The sequence below is a fragment of the Actinoplanes regularis genome (assembly GCF_900188005.1).
GTDB lineage: Bacteria > Actinomycetota > Actinomycetes > Mycobacteriales > Micromonosporaceae > Actinoplanes > Actinoplanes regularis.
This window is the reverse complement of sequence record NZ_FZNR01000019.1, coordinates 18,318-33,464: the sequence shown is the minus strand read 5'-3', so window position 1 is coordinate 33,464 and position 15,147 is coordinate 18,318. Positions and strand designations below refer to the sequence as shown.

The following is a 15,147-nucleotide window of genomic DNA, read 5'->3' as shown; positions in this document are numbered from 1 at the left end:
CCGTCAGGCGATCGGCACGTCCAGCCACGATCCGCTGCCGAAGGTGATGGCCGAGTTCCTGACGTTGGCGTCGAGGTAGAGCGTGTCCTTGGTGTCGATGACCAGCGCGAGCCGGTGGCCGGACGGCAGGTCGTACGCGGTGACCTGCAGCGGCAGCTCCACGGTGGTGGAGGAGCCGCTCCAGGTGACCGGCGCGTGCGAGAACAGCTTGCCGATCCCGACGGCGTTCACGTCGTACAGGTAGGCGATCACGGTGCCGGCCGGGCGTGACGAGGTCACCGGCGCGTGCAGGTACGGCACTCCGCGAACCTTCCAGCCACCGGCCGGCGCGGTGTCGGACACCCACACCCCGGCGTCACGGCGCGACACCAGCGGCAGCGACACGATCGGCGGGATCCCGGTCAGCCCCTCGAGCCCATTGGTCAGCAGGGCCACCCCGCCCTCGGCGACGGTGGGATGACCGGCCCGGATCCGCCTGCTCCACGTGGTCACCGTCGACACCGGGCTCAGTCCGCCGGTGGCGATCACGCCACGCGGCGCGCCGAGCAGCAGACGATCGCTGTGCCCGGCGACGTGCGCCCAGTCGCGGTAGTGCTCGACGGCCGAGGAGTTGTGCGGGCGCAGCACGACACCGGGCTCCTCGCCGACGCCGGTGTCGACGCCAGCCAGGTACTGGTCGAGCCAGCGCCGCACACTGGTCCACGCGTGGTTCGGCAGGCCCGCGAGGCCGGAGAGCTCCACGGTGGCGTGGTCACCGGGTGCCAGTTCGATGCGCTTGGGCGTGTTCAGCGCGGTGTAGAAGTCGAGCATCTGGTTCGCCGGGAAGATGCTGTCCCCGAAGCTCTGCGTGATGAGGACCGCGGGATGGTTGCGGTTGATCGCGTCGATCGAATACCGGACGGACCGCTGCCGCGCCCACTGCTGGAGGCCCTCGGCGTTGCGGTCGGCCCAGTAGTCGTCGAGCACCCGGTTCATCTCCGGCGACGGGCGCCCGGCGAGCCGCCCCGCGGTCTGCAGGAACCACGCCGCCTGCGACCGGCGGGTCTCGCCACCGCGCAGCGAGGCCTCCAGATCGCTCCAGCCGCTGAGCGAGCCCACCGCGCGGATGCGTGCGTCGTGCGCGGCGGCGAGCAGGCTGATCCCGCCGCCGTAGGAGAGCCCGACGATGCCGATCCGGCCCGGGTCCACCCCGGTGTTCGCGATCAGCCAGTCGACCGCGCTCGACGCGTCCGCGACGTCCTTGGGACCGGCCACGTCGATCGTGCCGCCGGAGAGCCAGAACCCGCGGGTCGTGTACGACAGGACGACGTAGCCCGCCTCGGCGAGCCGCTTCTCCTGCGCCAGGTACTGGAGGTCGTTGAGGGCCCAGCTCGCCACGAGCACGACGCCGGGGTGCAGGCCGGGAGCGCCCGGTTCGATCACGTTGGACTTGAGCTTCACCCCGTCGGTGGCGGTGATGTCGTTCCAGTGGAAACCGGTGGTGGCCGCCGAGGCGGGTGCCGCGACCACCACGAGGGACATCAGGAACAGCGACAGTACGACCACGAGACGACGCATAGACAAACCTCGTTTCCCTCAAGTTACCGGAGAGTAACAGGGGGCGCCAGTGCCGTGTGGTCCATCCGTGCAATGATCTTCGTAAATCTGCGGTCGTTGGGGGCGAGATGCCGATAAATACTGCCGTAGAGGCGGTCCAGCACTGGGTCAACACCACCTATGCCGAGGTCTCGGACTACGTCCCGATCGCCGAGGACGGCAGTCCGGGCCAGCAGACCATGTTCGCGCTGACCCGGGCGCTGCAGCACGAGCTGGGGATCACCGCGCTCGCCGACAACTTCGGCTCGACCACCCTGGCGAAGCTGACCGCGCACGGGCCGATCGGTCCGAGCGAGACGAACGCGAACCTGATCAAGATCGTCCAGGGCGGCGCCACCTGCAAGGGCTACGATCCCGGCGCCCTCAACGGCGTCTTCGGCACGGCGACGGCCGGGGCGGTGGCGGCCCTGATGACCGACGCCGGCCTCGCCGACCGGATCGACGGCACCGTCGCCCCGAAGGTCTGCAAGGCGCTGCTCAGTGTGGACGCCTACACGCTGGCCGCCGACGGATCCCCGCAGTTGCGCGCCGCACAGCAGTGGCTGAACAGCCGCTACCTGAACCGGTCGGCGTTCTTCGTGCTGCCCTGCGACGGCCGGCGCTCCCGCAACCTGCTCACCACCCTCATCTTCGCGGTGCAGTACGAGGGCGGCCTGACCGACGCGCAGGCGAACGGCAACTTCGGCCCGCTGACCCAGGCCGGCGTCAAAGCCAAGGGCCTGATCAAGGCCGGCTCCTCCGGCCCCTGGGTGCGGCTGTTCTCGGCGGTGCTCACGCACTACCCGGCCGCCCAGCGCTTCACCGGCGACTTCGACGAGGCGCTGGCCGCCGACGCCCGCGCGCTGCAGACCTTCTGCCACCTCACCGAGAACGGCGAGGGCGACTTCCCGACCTGGGCGTCGTTGCTGATCAGCACCGGCGACCAGGCCCGTCCGGGCACGGCCGCCGACACCATCGACGAGGTCACCGCGGCCCGCGCCCAGACGCTGCGGGCGGCCGGCTACCGGACCATCGGCCGGTACCTGACCAACGTCGAGGGCACCAGCCTGGACAAGAAGATCAAGCCCGGCGAGCTCGCCACGATGGCCGCCAACGGCCTGAGCCTGTTCCCCATCTACCAGACGTTCGCGGACTCGGCGAGCTACTTCAGCTGGAACCAGGGCTACACGGACGCCCTCACCGCCCATGACGTGGCGCTCGGGCACGGCATCGACGCGGGCGCGGTCATCTACTTCGCCGTCGACTACGACGCCACCGACACCGACGTGACCCAGCGCGTGATCCCGCACTTCCTCGGCGTCGAGGCGGGGCTGCGCCAGCGCGGCGGCCGCTACGCCCACGGCGTCTACGGGGCCCGCAACGTCTGCAGCCGGCTGGCCGCCGAGGCGTTCCCGCGCTGGAGCTTCGTCAGCGGCATCACCTCGGGCTGGACCGGCAACGTGGCCTACCCGCTGCCCGGCAACTGGGCGTACGACCAGATCTCCACCATCCGGATCGGCGGCGGCAGCGCCGGCCTGGAGATCGACAAGTGCGTGCAGCGGACCGGCACCGACGCGGGCGAGCCCGCCTTCGGCTCCGCCGCGACGCCGCTCGCCGACTATCTCGACTGGCTCGACCGGCTGCACGACCTCGCGGTGGCCTACGACCGGGGCGCTCCGGCGGAGCGGGTGCTGGAGTACCTGCGCGCGGGCCGCTACGACAACTGGCAGAACCGGCGGCTCGCCGGTGGCACGGACGCGGGCTTCATCGCCCATGTGGACGCCACCGGGCTGGCCCGGGTCCGCACCTACCGCGACCCCGTCGCCGGAGTGGACGTGGACGTGAGCCGGTTCGGCTCGGCCACACTGGCCCTGCTGCGCGCTCCGGCGCAGGCCGTGCCGGGCCGTGGGGACTTCGCAGGGTGGGGCGGCGACCTGATCGCGTTCTACGGCGGCTGGCGCTTCACCGAGCCGGCCACGCCGGCCCGCGACTACTGCGCGGCGAAGCTGGCGACGAGCGAGATCCCGGCCGCCCTGGATCTCGCCGGGCTGGTCGCGGACGTGGACGCCTACCACGCCGCCACGGCGCTGGCCGCGGGCGGCACTCTCGGCGGTCACCTGCGCGCGACCGACCGCGGCACCCGCTACCTCCGCTTCTACCGCGGCCGGTTCGGCAGCGACCCGAACGCCGCGGCGACCGCGGCGCAGAGCATCCTCGTCGGCACCGGCGACAACATCCTGACGGCGGCCAGAGCCCTGCTGCTACGCGGCCTGGCCGATCCGCCGACGAGCGTGGACGAGCAGTTGCGCCAGTTCTGCCGTGGCTTCGCCGACCGGCTGGCCACGCTGGCCGAGACCGAACAGCTCCAGCTGAAGCGACGAGAGGTGTCCTGATGCGGCGACGTACCCTGCTGACGTCGGCGGGAGCGGGAGCCCTGCTGACCACGGCCGGCCTTCCGGACCCGGCCCAGGCGGCGCCGGCCGGTCCCGGCCCCGCCCTGCGGACGTACCCGGTGCAGGGCACCGACATCTCGGTGGCCCTGCTCCCCGGTCCTGCGGCAACGGTCCTGCTCTACGCGGCCCGCCGCTTCCACTACGAGATCGACGCGCTGCACCCCGGCGATCTCACCACCGACCCGACGGGCACCATCCTGGACATCCGCCCGGGCTGGTACCCGCCCGGCGCCCGGGACGGCTTCCTGCCCCACCAGCTGATCGTGATACGGGACATCGTCGCGCAGTGTGACGGGCTGCTGAGCTGGGGCGGCGACTCGCCGCGGACGCCCCGGGAGGGCCGCTTCGAGATCGCGGTGCGGCCGGCCGACCGTACGCTGCGGGCGCTCGCGAAGCGCCTGGACACCGACGCCGAGACGCCGGGCCGCCGGGTGGGGGCGGGTACCGCCCTGCCGTTCACCCCTGACCGGATCCGGCGGGCGGAGTCGATCCGCCGCGGCACGACCCGGTGACGAGGCGCTCGATCCCGGCCACGACCAGGGCCGGTTGATCGAGCATGACGTTGTGACCCGAACCCTCGGCGATGACGAGGCGGCCGTTCTTCAGGGCGCGGGCGGCCGAGATGATGGTGACCGGCAGGTCGCCGAGGTCCGGCGGCGCGGCGCGCAGGTCGGCCAGACCGGGAAGGAAGTGGCCGACCCCGTGCTGGAGGGCTCGGGCGGCGGCCCTGATCGGCTCGCCGCTGCTCTTGATCGGACAAGAACCGCTTGCGAGTCGCGCGCCCTCTTGCGGCAGCTGTTGAGGTACGGAGGTTCCGAGACGTCCTAATTTACCGCCGATCGCGCGCTTGGGTGCGCTTACTGCCGCTTATCGGTCGGCTGCATGTCGCGCCGACTCATGATCGCCGGCAAACTTCGCCACCACCGCTCATCGATTGCCACCGCCCGAGTCTCGAACAATGCCCGCTCGAACGTGAACGGATCGATGGGCCGAGCGGGGCCTCGGCGAGCGACCGCCAGGACTTCCTCCGGCAGGCGGACATCGTGTGACTCCACGTAGTGACTCAAGCCTTCCGGCCAGACGAAGTGCTCGCCGTCGGTCAGTTCAGTACTGCCGTTGCGAATGCCGCATACGCGGCAAACCGAAAATCCAGCGGAAGCCACGAACACCGTCCCCGAGTGCAGATAGGCGACCACCGCGTCGCGTTCCTCGGCCGACAAGCCGTCACCGACGAAGTCGCGGACATCGGGCAAGTCATTCGGCGCCGACGGGTCGCTCCAGCAGCCGATTGATCGCAGTATCTTCTGGCTCATTGCATCCGCCCGCCCACGGATTACAGGCTAACTGGCAGACGCTCGACCGAGACTGCGGCCCCTCGCGTCCTCTTTTGCCGCCGTCCGTGCCTGCTGGCCATCGGTGAGTACATCACTCGGTATAGCGGCTGGACACTAGCTGTTTCATATATCGTCGGACCTTATGATCGGGCCAGAGGTAGCAGCTCCGGAGATCGTGGAGGAAAGGCGACGACTCGCGGATGCTGCGCGGGACGTGCTAATGGCTGCCGGATTACCTGTTTGGCGCCTTGACAACGGAGGAACCGAGTCCGGGGATCCAGTCGTAGGTGCGGCCATTAATGTGGACCCGTTCGTGGAGGGTGGTGTCTTCATCGCCTGGAAAGCGTCGCCGACGGTTGTCCAAGACGCTATCAAGGCCCTCGAGGCGAATCGCCTCGATGATCCAGCGATAGAGCTCTTCGGCGCCATCACCGCCGCCATGATCCCAGCTGTCGCCGCGTTGCTTACAACTTCCGGGTTCACGGTCGGCGAAACCGACCCGGCGGGATTCCGGCCACTACAGATCCGGGTTATCGCGGGCCCCGACAGCACTGAACACGAGGCACCTATTACCTGACCGCCGTTTAGGCCAAGGCATATAAGAGCACTCATCCGCCGCCGGTCGTGCGCGCCCGTGCACCAGGCTCGCTGTTACCGTCTGTGGCATGATCCGCCGGTTGCAGCACTCGCCCTAATGGCGATGAATCATGCCTTTTCACGCCTATGGCCCGTCCGTTGACGACGAAGCTCTCCTCGATGCCCTGCGTCGCGGCGACGATCGTCCCCAGGAGCTTGACGAGCCGTTTTGGCGGGCGCCGTACTCGTTTCTGACATCGGCGCTCTACTGCGGTGGCCGCCTGACCCCCGCCACGGTCGAGGGCATGCGTTTCTTCATCCGGACGATCGGAGAGCCTGGGTTCGGTGGCGACGACCCAACCTTGCGCCACGCAGCCCTATGGTTCCTGCGCGAGGTTGCCGGTGTAGCGCTCGCAGGTTTCGACCGGGCGGCCGCGTCGCGGCGTAACGAGCCCGAAGTGCGAGCCTGGCTGGCCGCGTACCTGCTCGTTCCCCGCTCCATTCTGGAGTGGACCGCGGCCGACTCGCCGGGGCAGGTGCTACTCGCCGCAGCGCGTACCGACTGCTTCGATCTGCTACCCGAGGCGTTCGCGGCAGTCGAGCCGCTGCTGGCCGCTTCGTCGCCGCGGCTGCGCCTCCATGCGGCCTCGGCTGCGGCGATGCTCAGCCACCATCCCGACTTGGTGGTGCACCGGCCCCGATTGCTGGAGTATCACGTGGCGGAGTGCGCCTCGGACGACCCCTATCATCGCGCCTCGATGCTGCTGGGTGTGGGCGAACTGGACGGGGCGCCGCGAGCATGGCTGCGCGACCCGCACCCCGGTGTGCGAGTGTGCGCCGCGCTTGCTCCGGCGCTCGCCGACGATCCGGAGGCGACCGCGGTGTTGTTAGCGGAGGTCACCAGAAATCCGGCCGTCCTCGACATGCAGGCGTTCGAGGGCATGATGGCGCTGACGGCGTTGCCGCATGCGGCAGCCGTGCTCGCAGAGCAGTTGTGCCGAAGAATCGGCGATGTCGACCGCCTCGTACCGGCAGCGGTGGCATCGGTGCCGTACGGCGCAACGCGCCTCAGCGTTGGCGAGGAACAACTATTGGAGGCCGTGCTGTGTGAGCCCTACCTGCGCGCTGTCTTTCCCGATGGTCTGCCGTCGCCAGCAGCACTCACTGCAGGGCAGCGCCGATTCGCCGCAGCGATCGCTCAGCATGATCCCGTCTGGCAGCGTGACGCCCTGGCCGAGCCGCCTCAGGATCGATACGTCGCATCGCGACGTGCCCTGGCATGGGAAGCGACGTTCGCGCGGCTCGCCTTGCCCGACGACCGCACCTCATGGCAGGCCGCGGCCGGCCTTCTCCAGTGAGCTGACGACCGGCTCGGCATCCGGATCTGCCACGATCTGCGCGTTACAGAGCGTCGCCGGCGGGCCCCGGAGGCGCGCTCTTACCCGTTGAGGCAGTGGGGTGGGCTACGGAAGTCCGACGGGCCCGTCGTTGCTGAGCATGGCGGCACTGTTCGGCTCGCTCCCTACGCCAGTGCCACCGCCACGCATCGTTCCCCGTCTCGCACGCCGGCTGCCTTTGGCGAGCTGCTTGGTGGCGAGCGCGGCTTGGCGCCGAATGTCGTCGCGATCCAGGGCTCGCCGCGGCCACCAGCGCCGGGCCACCCGCACCCCGATCAGCACAACAACCAGCACTGCCACACCGATGAATCCACCGGCGACATAGCTGCTCATGGCCGAGACGGTAGCGAGAACGGTCAACAATGACGCGTCGAGTGGTCTACGGCTCGCACGACGGCCGATGCACCGATCTGCGGCGAATAGGCGCGGCTGGCGTGCTGTGCCCTGAGCTGGCAAATTATAGGTGAATGCCAGGTACCTCGGATCGCGTACGATCACGCGGATGCGTCGGGTTCGATGCCTGTTCGAGGGGTGAGATGGTCAAGCGCGCAATCGCCGACAGACTGATCCTCGTTGATGCGGTGGACCACTGGTTCCACCTGCAAGAGCAGACCTTCATTGACGTCGGGCAGTCCTACTGGATCGATCACGAGACCAGCGAGCTGTGCGTAGACCGCGGTGGTGACCGGGTGACTCGCCATGGCCGCGTGACCCGGCACGCCGGCTGGATGTGCCGTTAGCCGGAATTGGCTCCACCGCAAGCTCGGATATCCGGATTTGCCGCCGCCATCGAGCACCGGCTCGGACGGGTCGTCACTATCCGCGTTCGCCGACCGGCGAACGCGGGCACGACTTTGCCGAGTTGAGGACGTTGCCATGCCAGGATGACCCGGTGGACGAAGACGATCGGGACCTGAGCGCACGACTGGCGGTCCTCGACGGCGCGATCGCCGAACTCGTGCACAACGGCGCGGTCGCCGGTTGGTTGGCCGTCCAAGCCGCGCCATTCAGAAATCTGTTCTTCGTCAAGCAGATCGGATGCTGGCTTCTGTTCACCTGGGCTGACGGAACGATCGAGATCGAGGAAGACTATCCGCCCTTCGCTCTGCTGCGCCAAATCCTCGAAGGAACGTTCCGAAGTGATGACGACGGCCCCGACTACGAGGTGCGCTGGGTACCCGATGATCGCCGCCAAGAACTCTGGCAACGCTATGGAGTCCACGAGGCGCCCGGCTATTACATGGGCCTCGCGGCGAAGCAGCGGCGCGATCGCCCCTGATAAATCCGACCGACTGGCGTCAAATCCCCCGGCCCGCAGTGCCGTCACCTGCCGCGATCCGCGTGAGCTGTCCGATGGAGTCGTTGCGAGTCTGCGCCTTTAAGTACCCTCGTACGCGTGTCTGCCAAGCCGGAGCGACGAGAAGCTCGGTCGGTGGTCGCGGAGTATCACCAAGCCGAGCTCGGAGTCCTCGTTGCCCGCGCTGGCGAGGCGGTAGATGCCTACCGGGCCGGCGAGCTTGACGCATTCGAGGTTGATCGAGTCCTGTTCCAGTACTCGCGAGCAGCGAAGGAGCTTTGGAAGTTCTGCAATCAGCTCCAGGTGGAGATTGCGGCAGCGATGATCCGGGAACGGGCACCACACGACTCGTGGGAGCGCGGCGCGCCACGAGATCGGCGATGATCGACGGGAAGATCTCGTTGCTAGGCCCTCCCCTCGGGGAAGCGAGACGTGGGTTCAAATCCCACCGAGACCTCGGGGGCCGGTGCCGTCTGAATCCGCCCGCCCGGCGCGGGCCCCGGCCCGCAAGGCCGGGGACCGCGAAGACCGGTCAGCGAGCCAACGGGTCGCCGGCCCGGTGGACGACCCCGGCGATCCAGGCCATCGCCTCCGGCACGTCGTAGTTGCCGGCGTGCGGCTGGTTCCAGGCCAGCCGGTAGTCGACGTCCTTCACCTGCCGGTCCGCCGCCAGGGCCCGGTCCAGGTTGATCGAGACGATGAACGAGGTGTCCCGGTCCCGGGAGCCGACCCGCACGTACCAGTACGGCGAGGTATCCGCACCGGTGCCGATGAACGACATCGGGTCGATCAGGCGCACCTGATCATCGACCGTGGTGCTCCGCTTGCGGGTGTACCGCGCCCAGGTCAGTCCGGTGTCGTCGAGGCCGCTGCCGTCGCCGGCGACGTTGTTGTGGTCCCAGCTGTACTCGGTGAAGTTCAGGTACCGCTGGTCGGCCGGCCCGAACAGATTCGTCTCGGCACCGCTCGTGGTGTTCCCGTTGACACCCAGCGGGTCGAAGGCGGGCGTGCCCTTCAGGGTGGCCTGGGTGGCGACGAAGTCCAGGTACTTCTTCACGTCCACCGACCGGACCCTGCCGGTCGCGTTGTCGACGTCGATCCAATCGTTCACATAGGACCTCGTGGTCGGCGGCTGACCGGGGAAGCCGCCGCCGGTGATGACGAATGTGCCACCCAGCGGCGGGATCGTGTTCGCGGGGTCCGCCCTCAGGTAGATCTCCGCCGACCGGATCACTTCCCGCTTGACGGTCTCGAGCAGATTTCCGGCGTTCAACCCCAGACCCAGGCTCTTCTCGTACGCCGGAAACCGCGCCGCGATCGCCGCGGCGTCCCCGGGAGCGCCGTTCTGGCCCAGGTCGGTCCGGGTGCCGAGCACGTTGAACAGCCACTCGTACGACAGGTCCGCGTGCCCGAGGTCGGTGATCGGGCAGTACGCGTTGATCGCGAACACGTCGTCGCGGATCGTGCTGCGGCCGTCCGTGGTGATACCCGCCGCCCCGATCCGGGCGAGATACGGGTAGTGCTCCGGGCTGTTGCCGGAGGCGCCCAGGATCGAGGCGAGCGCGCCGCCGCCACTGGTGCCGTTGACCACGATCCGCTCGGCAATGCCCGGCATCCGCTTGTCGTTGAGCCGCAGGTAGCGGACCGCGGCCTTGGCGTCGACCACCGCGGCGGGCGACTTGCCGGGCCAGTCGCCGGCGGCGCCGACCAGCCCGCGGCTGCGGTTGGCGACGTCGACGTAGACGTATCCGGCCTTGAGCGCACCGCCGACCGGCGAGGTGGCGCTGTTGTAGGCGGCGCCGTCGGCGACACCGGCCCGGAGGTAGCTGGCCATCCAGCCTGCGTTGTTGACCGCGAGGTAGATCGGCGCCCGCTGGTCGTGGACGGCGGACTCCGGCACGAAGACGTTCATGCTCTGGTATCCGCACCGGGTGTTGCTGATGGTGGTGGTCGTACCGCCGATGCCGGTCTGCCGGGCCGCCGCCTCGACCGGCCTCGCGACGTCGCAGATCTCCCTGTACCAGCGCACGGTCGTGGGCCGGCCGTCGACGGAGACGGTGATCGTCGTGTAGTCGTCCGGGTCGAACACCAGCGCGGCGTCCTCCGGGTCGGCGTGGTGGTCGCCGGGGTGGGACGTGGCCGATCGCGGCACGGCGAACGCCGCGAGGGCGATCGTGGCGGCGACGAGAGCAATGCGTCCGGAGGACGCCCACAACCGTTGCATGAGGTCTCCCCTACGGGGTGTGTGTGGTCCACTCCCGCGCAAGGTTTCCCCCGCGTGACTACATTGTCAACAATCTCCTCAATAATCATGTGGATGATTCGCGTGATGTGTCAGTCCTGGACAGAGTGGACGGACGCGACGCGTCATTCGGCCTGCGGTGGAACGCACACGACGGCGGCCGTCGCGATGGCGTACGGGACCAGCGCGACGAAGCCGTAGAACCAGGCGGACTGGATCTTCCCGCCCGGGATGTGCTCCTGGGCGAACACCAGCGCCATGGCCAGCAGCACCCACGAGCCGAACGCCGCAAGGCCGGCCGGACGGACACCCAGCACCCGCAGTCCCAGCCAGTTGGCGATCGGCACCACGATGACGAAGACGCCCACCATCATCGCCAGCGTCTGCAGCCCACTGAACGCGCCGCCGGAACGCCTCTCCCCCTGGTAGCTCTCCACCAGAACGGCGGCCAACACCGTGATCAGCACCATGCCGAACGCCGCGGCCAGCAGGGCGCTCGTGACGAGCCGCGCCAGATGCCGAGGGGCGATGATCCGCCGGCCGTCACCGGCCCGACCTCCCGTCGACCGCCATTCCCTCAGCCGCAGGACGCACACCACAGCGAATACGGTCGCACCGAGATAGATCAGAACGCTCAGGGTCACGCGGGCAATGATGGCGGGTGGAAGCCAGTGCGGGGGATGCGGAGGCCCTCGGCACGGAGCCTGGCCTCGAAGAGCGTGGCCAGCCTGGCCGTGGCCGGTGTCTGCTCCGCACCGTGCTCGGCGATCAGGGTGTACCTGGTCGCGGTCTCGGTGCGGGCCCGCAGGCCGGTCACGGTCTTCAGCAGTGCCGGGTTCGCGAGGTAGTGGTCAGCCACGGCCGTCGCGAGTTCGTCGAGGCGGGGATCGTCCGGATCCCAGGCCGCGGCTTCGACCGCGCGCTCGGTCAGCGCGACCAGCCGGGTGTCTTCGAGGACGTGCTCGAAATGGCTCAGGTAGTCGTCGAAGCCCTCCGGCACCAGGGCTTTCGCCAGCACCCAACCCTCCCGGGTGGAGGCCACCTCCGCGGCGGAGAAGCCGCGCCCGAGCATTCGCTCCAGCAGCGCCACAGCGCGGTCGGGCAGCAGAGCCCGGTCGCCGTCGGCGAGCCGGTGCAGCATGGCGCGCCGCGCGGTCAACTCCTTGATCCGCTCGGTGAGCTGCCGTTCGACGCCGGTGAGCGCGGCGGCGAACGACGCGCTGTCGGCGTCGAGCAGCGACCCGATCTCGGCCAGCGGCACCCCGGCGGCGGCCAGAGCCCGGACCCGCACCAGCCGCAGCAGGGCGGCCGAGCCGTACCGCCGGTAACCGGAGCTGTCGCGTTCGGGCTCCTCGACCAGGCCGAGCTTGTGATAGTGCCGCACCGTCTTCACCGTGACACCGACGAATCCCGCCGCCTGTCCGATCGTGACCCCGTTCCTCATCCGCTCAGCCTGCCTTGCCCATCGGTTCACCGCGGAACACCTGGTTGAGGAGTCTCCGCTGGGCGGCCAGGAACGCGGGCGCGATGGCCAGGCCGGCGTCGTCCACACAGCTCAGTGCCGCGGTGAGCGTCTTGGTGCCGCCGGGCGTGCCGTACATCAGCGTCGCGTGGCCCACGGCGGCGCCGTTGTGGGAGATGACGGTGTCGCCGTGCTCCGTGTCCACCACGAAGACGCCCAGGCCGTAGCCCATGTTCGGGATGCCCGTCGGGTGTGGGGTGCACATCTCGGCCAGCAGCGGGGCCGGCAGGAGCCTGCCGCCCAGCAGCGCGCAGATGAAGGTGTGGAGGTCCTGGAGGGTCGAGATCATGTCCCCGCCGCCGGCGATCCAGGACGGATTCTGGCGGGTGACGTCGATCGTCCGTTGCTCGCCGGAGTCCTCATACCGGTAGTAGGCACGGGCGAACGGCTCGAAGATCTCCGGCGAGGCGCCCGGCAGCACGGTGCCGGACAGTCCGAGCGGCTCCAGGATCAGCCGCCGCGTCTCCTCCGCGACCGTACGGCCGGTGACCTTCTCGATCAGCAGCCTGGCCAGTACGTAGTTGGTGTTGGAGTAGCTCCAACCCGTCCCCGGCTCGAACCGCGCCGGCTTGGACAACGCCAGCTCCACCAGTTCCCGCGGCTGATAGCTGCGGAATCGCTTTTCGAGCCACTCCGTGCCGGTGGCGCCGTAAGGGATGGGAATCCCCGGCACGACCGTCCCGTCCTCGTAGACCTCGCCGGTGAAGTTGAACAACCCGCTGGTGTGCTGCAGCAGCATCCGCACGGTGATCCGGTCGTCGAGCATGAGTTCGGGCAGGTGGTACGCCGCCGGTGCGTCCAGTTCGATCCGGCCCTCGGCCACCAGTCGCAGCACCAGGGTCGCGGTGAACGTCTTGGTGTTGCTGCCGATCCGCACCTGCCCGTTCGTCAGCGGCTTCGCGGCCCCGCCCAGTTCGGCCGCCCCGGCGCTGCCGGCCCATGCGCCCAGATCGTCGTGCACTCGCAGCGACACCCCGAGGAAGCCGGAGTCGACGATCTCCTCGATCGCCTTTCGCAGCTCCGGGCGCTCCGGGTCCACACCGGTCGTACCGTCGCTGTAGCGGGTTTCAATGATTTCGCGGGTCGTCTCGGGCATGCCGGCCTGCTCCTTGAGGTCTGTCCTGCCCGGTCGCGCCGGGCCGCTGCGACGAGCCTCGACCCTGACCTCAGGTCAACCTCAACCGTGATCCAGCCCACAGCTCGGGTGGTCACAGCCGCCGGGCAGCGACTATCCGGCCTGATCGAGCGCCGGCCCGATCACCGCGAACGCCCGGTCGGTCAACTCCTGCGGGTCGGCCGCCCCGTCGCTGACGCTCCAGTGCCGCATCGCCGCGTCGAACGCGGCCAGCGCCATCCCGGCCGCCATCTCCGGGAACAGGTCGGTGACCGGATCCCGGCCGAGACGGACGGCCAGCTCAGCGGTCAGCCCTTCCCGCCACTGCGCCTGCCGCTCGAGCATGCGGGCGTGCAACACGGGCGTACGCAGAATCAGCTGCACCACCCGCAACGATTTGAGTGGCTCGTCGACGCAGTGATCGATGGCCATGCCGACGGCGTGGCGCAGCGCGGTGGCCGGCGGCTCGCCGGCCGGCCGTGCCCGCAGCTCGTCGCGCATGTCGGTGCCGAGCGAGGCCAGCAGCTGGATGGCCACGTCCTCCTTGGAGGAGAAGTACCGGAAGAAAGTACGCCGCGAGATGCCGGCCGCGACCACGATCTCGTCGACCGTCGTCGTGTCGAAGCCCTTGACCGCGCACAGCTGCAACGCGGCCTCGGTGATCTCGGCGGCCACCAGCTGCCGTTTGCGTTCCGCCATGCTCGCCACCGCGCCACGATACTACGCGCCTCTATTGACACTCAGTGCCATCAGCGACATGCTGTGCCGTATGACGGTCTCGCTGATCACCGGCACCACCAGCGGTCTGGGGCTGGCCACCGCCCGCGCCCTCCTCGACCGCGGCGACCAGGTCATCGCCGCGGTCCGCGATCCGGAACGAGCCACCCGCCTACTACCCGGCGTCGAAGCCCGCCGGCTCGATCTCGCCGACCTCGACTCGGTACGGACCTTCGCCGGCGACCTGCGCGCCGACCACCGTCACCTGGACCTCCTGATCAACAACGCCGGTGTGATGGGGATGCCCCGCACCCTGACCGCCCAGGGCCACGAGCTGCAGTTCGGGGTCAACCATCTGGGCCACTTCGCCCTCACCGGCCTGCTCCTCGACCTGCTCGCCGCCGGCCGCGACCCACGCGTCGTCACCGTCTCGTCGAGCCTGCACCGCAAGGGCGAACTCCGCTTCGACGACCTCACCGGCGCCACCGGATACCGGCCGATGGTCGCGTACAACCAGTCCAAACTCGCCAACGCGGTGTTCGGGCTCCAACTGCACCGCCGCCTCATCGCGGCCGGCAACCCCATCCGCAGTGTGCTCGCCCACCCCGGCTTCACCAGGACGAACATGCAGCGGGCCGGCACCGTCGGCGCCAACCGGCTGATGCTGCGCCTCGCCACCCCGTTGATCGCGCAGAGCGCGGCGCGCGGCGCCCTCTCGATCCTGTACGCCGCCACCGCCGACCCGGTCCGCGGCGGCGACTTCTACGGCCCGTCCGGCCCGGGCGAGCTGCGCGGCGACCCGAAGCTCGTCGAGTCGTCGGCCGACGCCCGGGACCCACAGCTCGGCGCCCGCCTCTGGACGGTCTCCGAGCAGCTCACCGGCGTGCGCTACGCATTGGAGAGCCACTCGCTCTAGGCCG

General features: G+C 69.3%; 15 protein-coding genes. 7 read left to right on the top strand and 8 right to left on the bottom strand.

Annotation, left to right across the window (positions count from 1 at the left end; translation table 11 throughout):
• Positions 1 to 3: 3 nt before the first annotated feature.
• A complete protein-coding gene (locus tag CHC09_RS34380) occupies positions 4 to 1,557 on the bottom strand; it encodes a S15 peptidase family protein (RefSeq protein ID WP_089297434.1) in 1,554 nt (517 codons plus the stop codon).
• A 107-nt stretch (positions 1,558 to 1,664) separates the two neighbouring features.
• On the opposite strand from CHC09_RS34380, the gene CHC09_RS34375 reads away from it, so the two are divergent.
• Complete coding sequence (locus tag CHC09_RS34375; RefSeq protein ID WP_239138702.1) at positions 1,665 to 3,968, top strand: glycoside hydrolase domain-containing protein; 2,304 nt, start codon at positions 1,665 to 1,667, stop codon at positions 3,966 to 3,968.
• Complete coding sequence (locus tag CHC09_RS34370) at positions 3,968 to 4,540, top strand: hypothetical protein (protein ID WP_239138703.1); 573 nt, start codon at positions 3,968 to 3,970, stop codon at positions 4,538 to 4,540. Before CHC09_RS34375 ends, CHC09_RS34370 begins: the two co-directional genes overlap by 1 nt.
• Before the next feature lie 345 nt (positions 4,541 to 4,885).
• On the opposite strand, the gene CHC09_RS34360 is transcribed toward CHC09_RS34370, so the two are convergent.
• Positions 4,886 to 5,341: a hypothetical protein gene (locus CHC09_RS34360; RefSeq protein WP_089297432.1), complete on the bottom strand. Its 456-nt coding sequence runs from the start codon at positions 5,339 to 5,341 to the stop codon at positions 4,886 to 4,888.
• Positions 5,342 to 5,504: 163 nt separating this feature from the next.
• Here CHC09_RS34360 and CHC09_RS45675 point away from each other — a divergent pair, with 163 nt between their 5' ends.
• Together CHC09_RS45675 and CHC09_RS34350 are read left to right on the top strand one after the other, a co-directional pair.
• On the top strand, positions 5,505 to 5,939 hold the full coding sequence (locus CHC09_RS45675; RefSeq protein ID WP_143232769.1) for a hypothetical protein: 435 nt from the start codon (positions 5,505 to 5,507) through the stop codon (positions 5,937 to 5,939).
• 130 nt (positions 5,940 to 6,069) lie between these two features.
• A complete protein-coding gene (locus tag CHC09_RS34350) occupies positions 6,070 to 7,296 on the top strand; it encodes a hypothetical protein (protein ID WP_089297430.1) in 1,227 nt (408 codons plus the stop codon).
• Between the two features lie 105 nt (positions 7,297 to 7,401).
• On the opposite strand, the gene CHC09_RS45670 is transcribed toward CHC09_RS34350, so the two are convergent.
• On the bottom strand, positions 7,402 to 7,668 hold the full coding sequence (locus CHC09_RS45670) for a hypothetical protein (RefSeq protein ID WP_143232768.1): 267 nt from the start codon (positions 7,666 to 7,668) through the stop codon (positions 7,402 to 7,404).
• A 203-nt stretch (positions 7,669 to 7,871) separates the two neighbouring features.
• Between CHC09_RS45670 and CHC09_RS34345 the strand changes: the two genes are divergently transcribed.
• On the top strand, positions 7,872 to 8,075 hold the full coding sequence (locus CHC09_RS34345; RefSeq protein ID WP_089297429.1) for a hypothetical protein: 204 nt from the start codon (positions 7,872 to 7,874) through the stop codon (positions 8,073 to 8,075).
• 152 nt (positions 8,076 to 8,227) lie between these two features.
• Complete coding sequence (locus CHC09_RS34340; RefSeq protein WP_089297428.1) at positions 8,228 to 8,614, top strand: hypothetical protein; 387 nt, start codon at positions 8,228 to 8,230, stop codon at positions 8,612 to 8,614.
• Positions 8,615 to 9,164: 550 nt separating this feature from the next.
• On the opposite strand, the gene CHC09_RS34330 is transcribed toward CHC09_RS34340, so the two are convergent.
• The 5 genes from CHC09_RS34330 to CHC09_RS34310 all read right to left on the bottom strand — a co-directional run bounded on the left by CHC09_RS34330 (position 9,165) and on the right by CHC09_RS34310 (position 14,209).
• A complete protein-coding gene (locus CHC09_RS34330) occupies positions 9,165 to 10,856 on the bottom strand; it encodes a subtype B tannase (protein ID WP_089297426.1) in 1,692 nt (563 codons plus the stop codon).
• Positions 10,857 to 10,999: 143 nt separating this feature from the next.
• Entirely contained in the window at positions 11,000 to 11,518 is a 519-nt protein-coding gene (locus tag CHC09_RS34325; protein ID WP_089297425.1) for a hypothetical protein, read from the bottom strand.
• Complete coding sequence (locus CHC09_RS34320; RefSeq protein ID WP_089297424.1) at positions 11,515 to 12,318, bottom strand: MerR family transcriptional regulator; 804 nt, start codon at positions 12,316 to 12,318, stop codon at positions 11,515 to 11,517. Before CHC09_RS34320 ends, CHC09_RS34325 begins: the two co-directional genes overlap by 4 nt.
• 4 nt (positions 12,319 to 12,322) lie before the next feature.
• Positions 12,323 to 13,492, bottom strand: a complete 1,170-nt coding sequence (locus CHC09_RS34315) for a serine hydrolase domain-containing protein (protein WP_089297423.1) — start codon at positions 13,490 to 13,492, stop codon at positions 12,323 to 12,325.
• Positions 13,493 to 13,624: 132 nt separating this feature from the next.
• Positions 13,625 to 14,209, bottom strand: a complete 585-nt coding sequence (locus CHC09_RS34310; protein WP_089297546.1) for an acyl-CoA-like ligand-binding transcription factor — start codon at positions 14,207 to 14,209, stop codon at positions 13,625 to 13,627.
• Between the two features lie 70 nt (positions 14,210 to 14,279).
• On the opposite strand from CHC09_RS34310, the gene CHC09_RS34305 reads away from it, so the two are divergent.
• Positions 14,280 to 15,143, top strand: coding sequence for an oxidoreductase (locus tag CHC09_RS34305; RefSeq protein WP_239138704.1), 864 nt, complete (start codon positions 14,280 to 14,282; stop codon positions 15,141 to 15,143).
• Positions 15,144 to 15,147 lie beyond the last annotated feature (4 nt).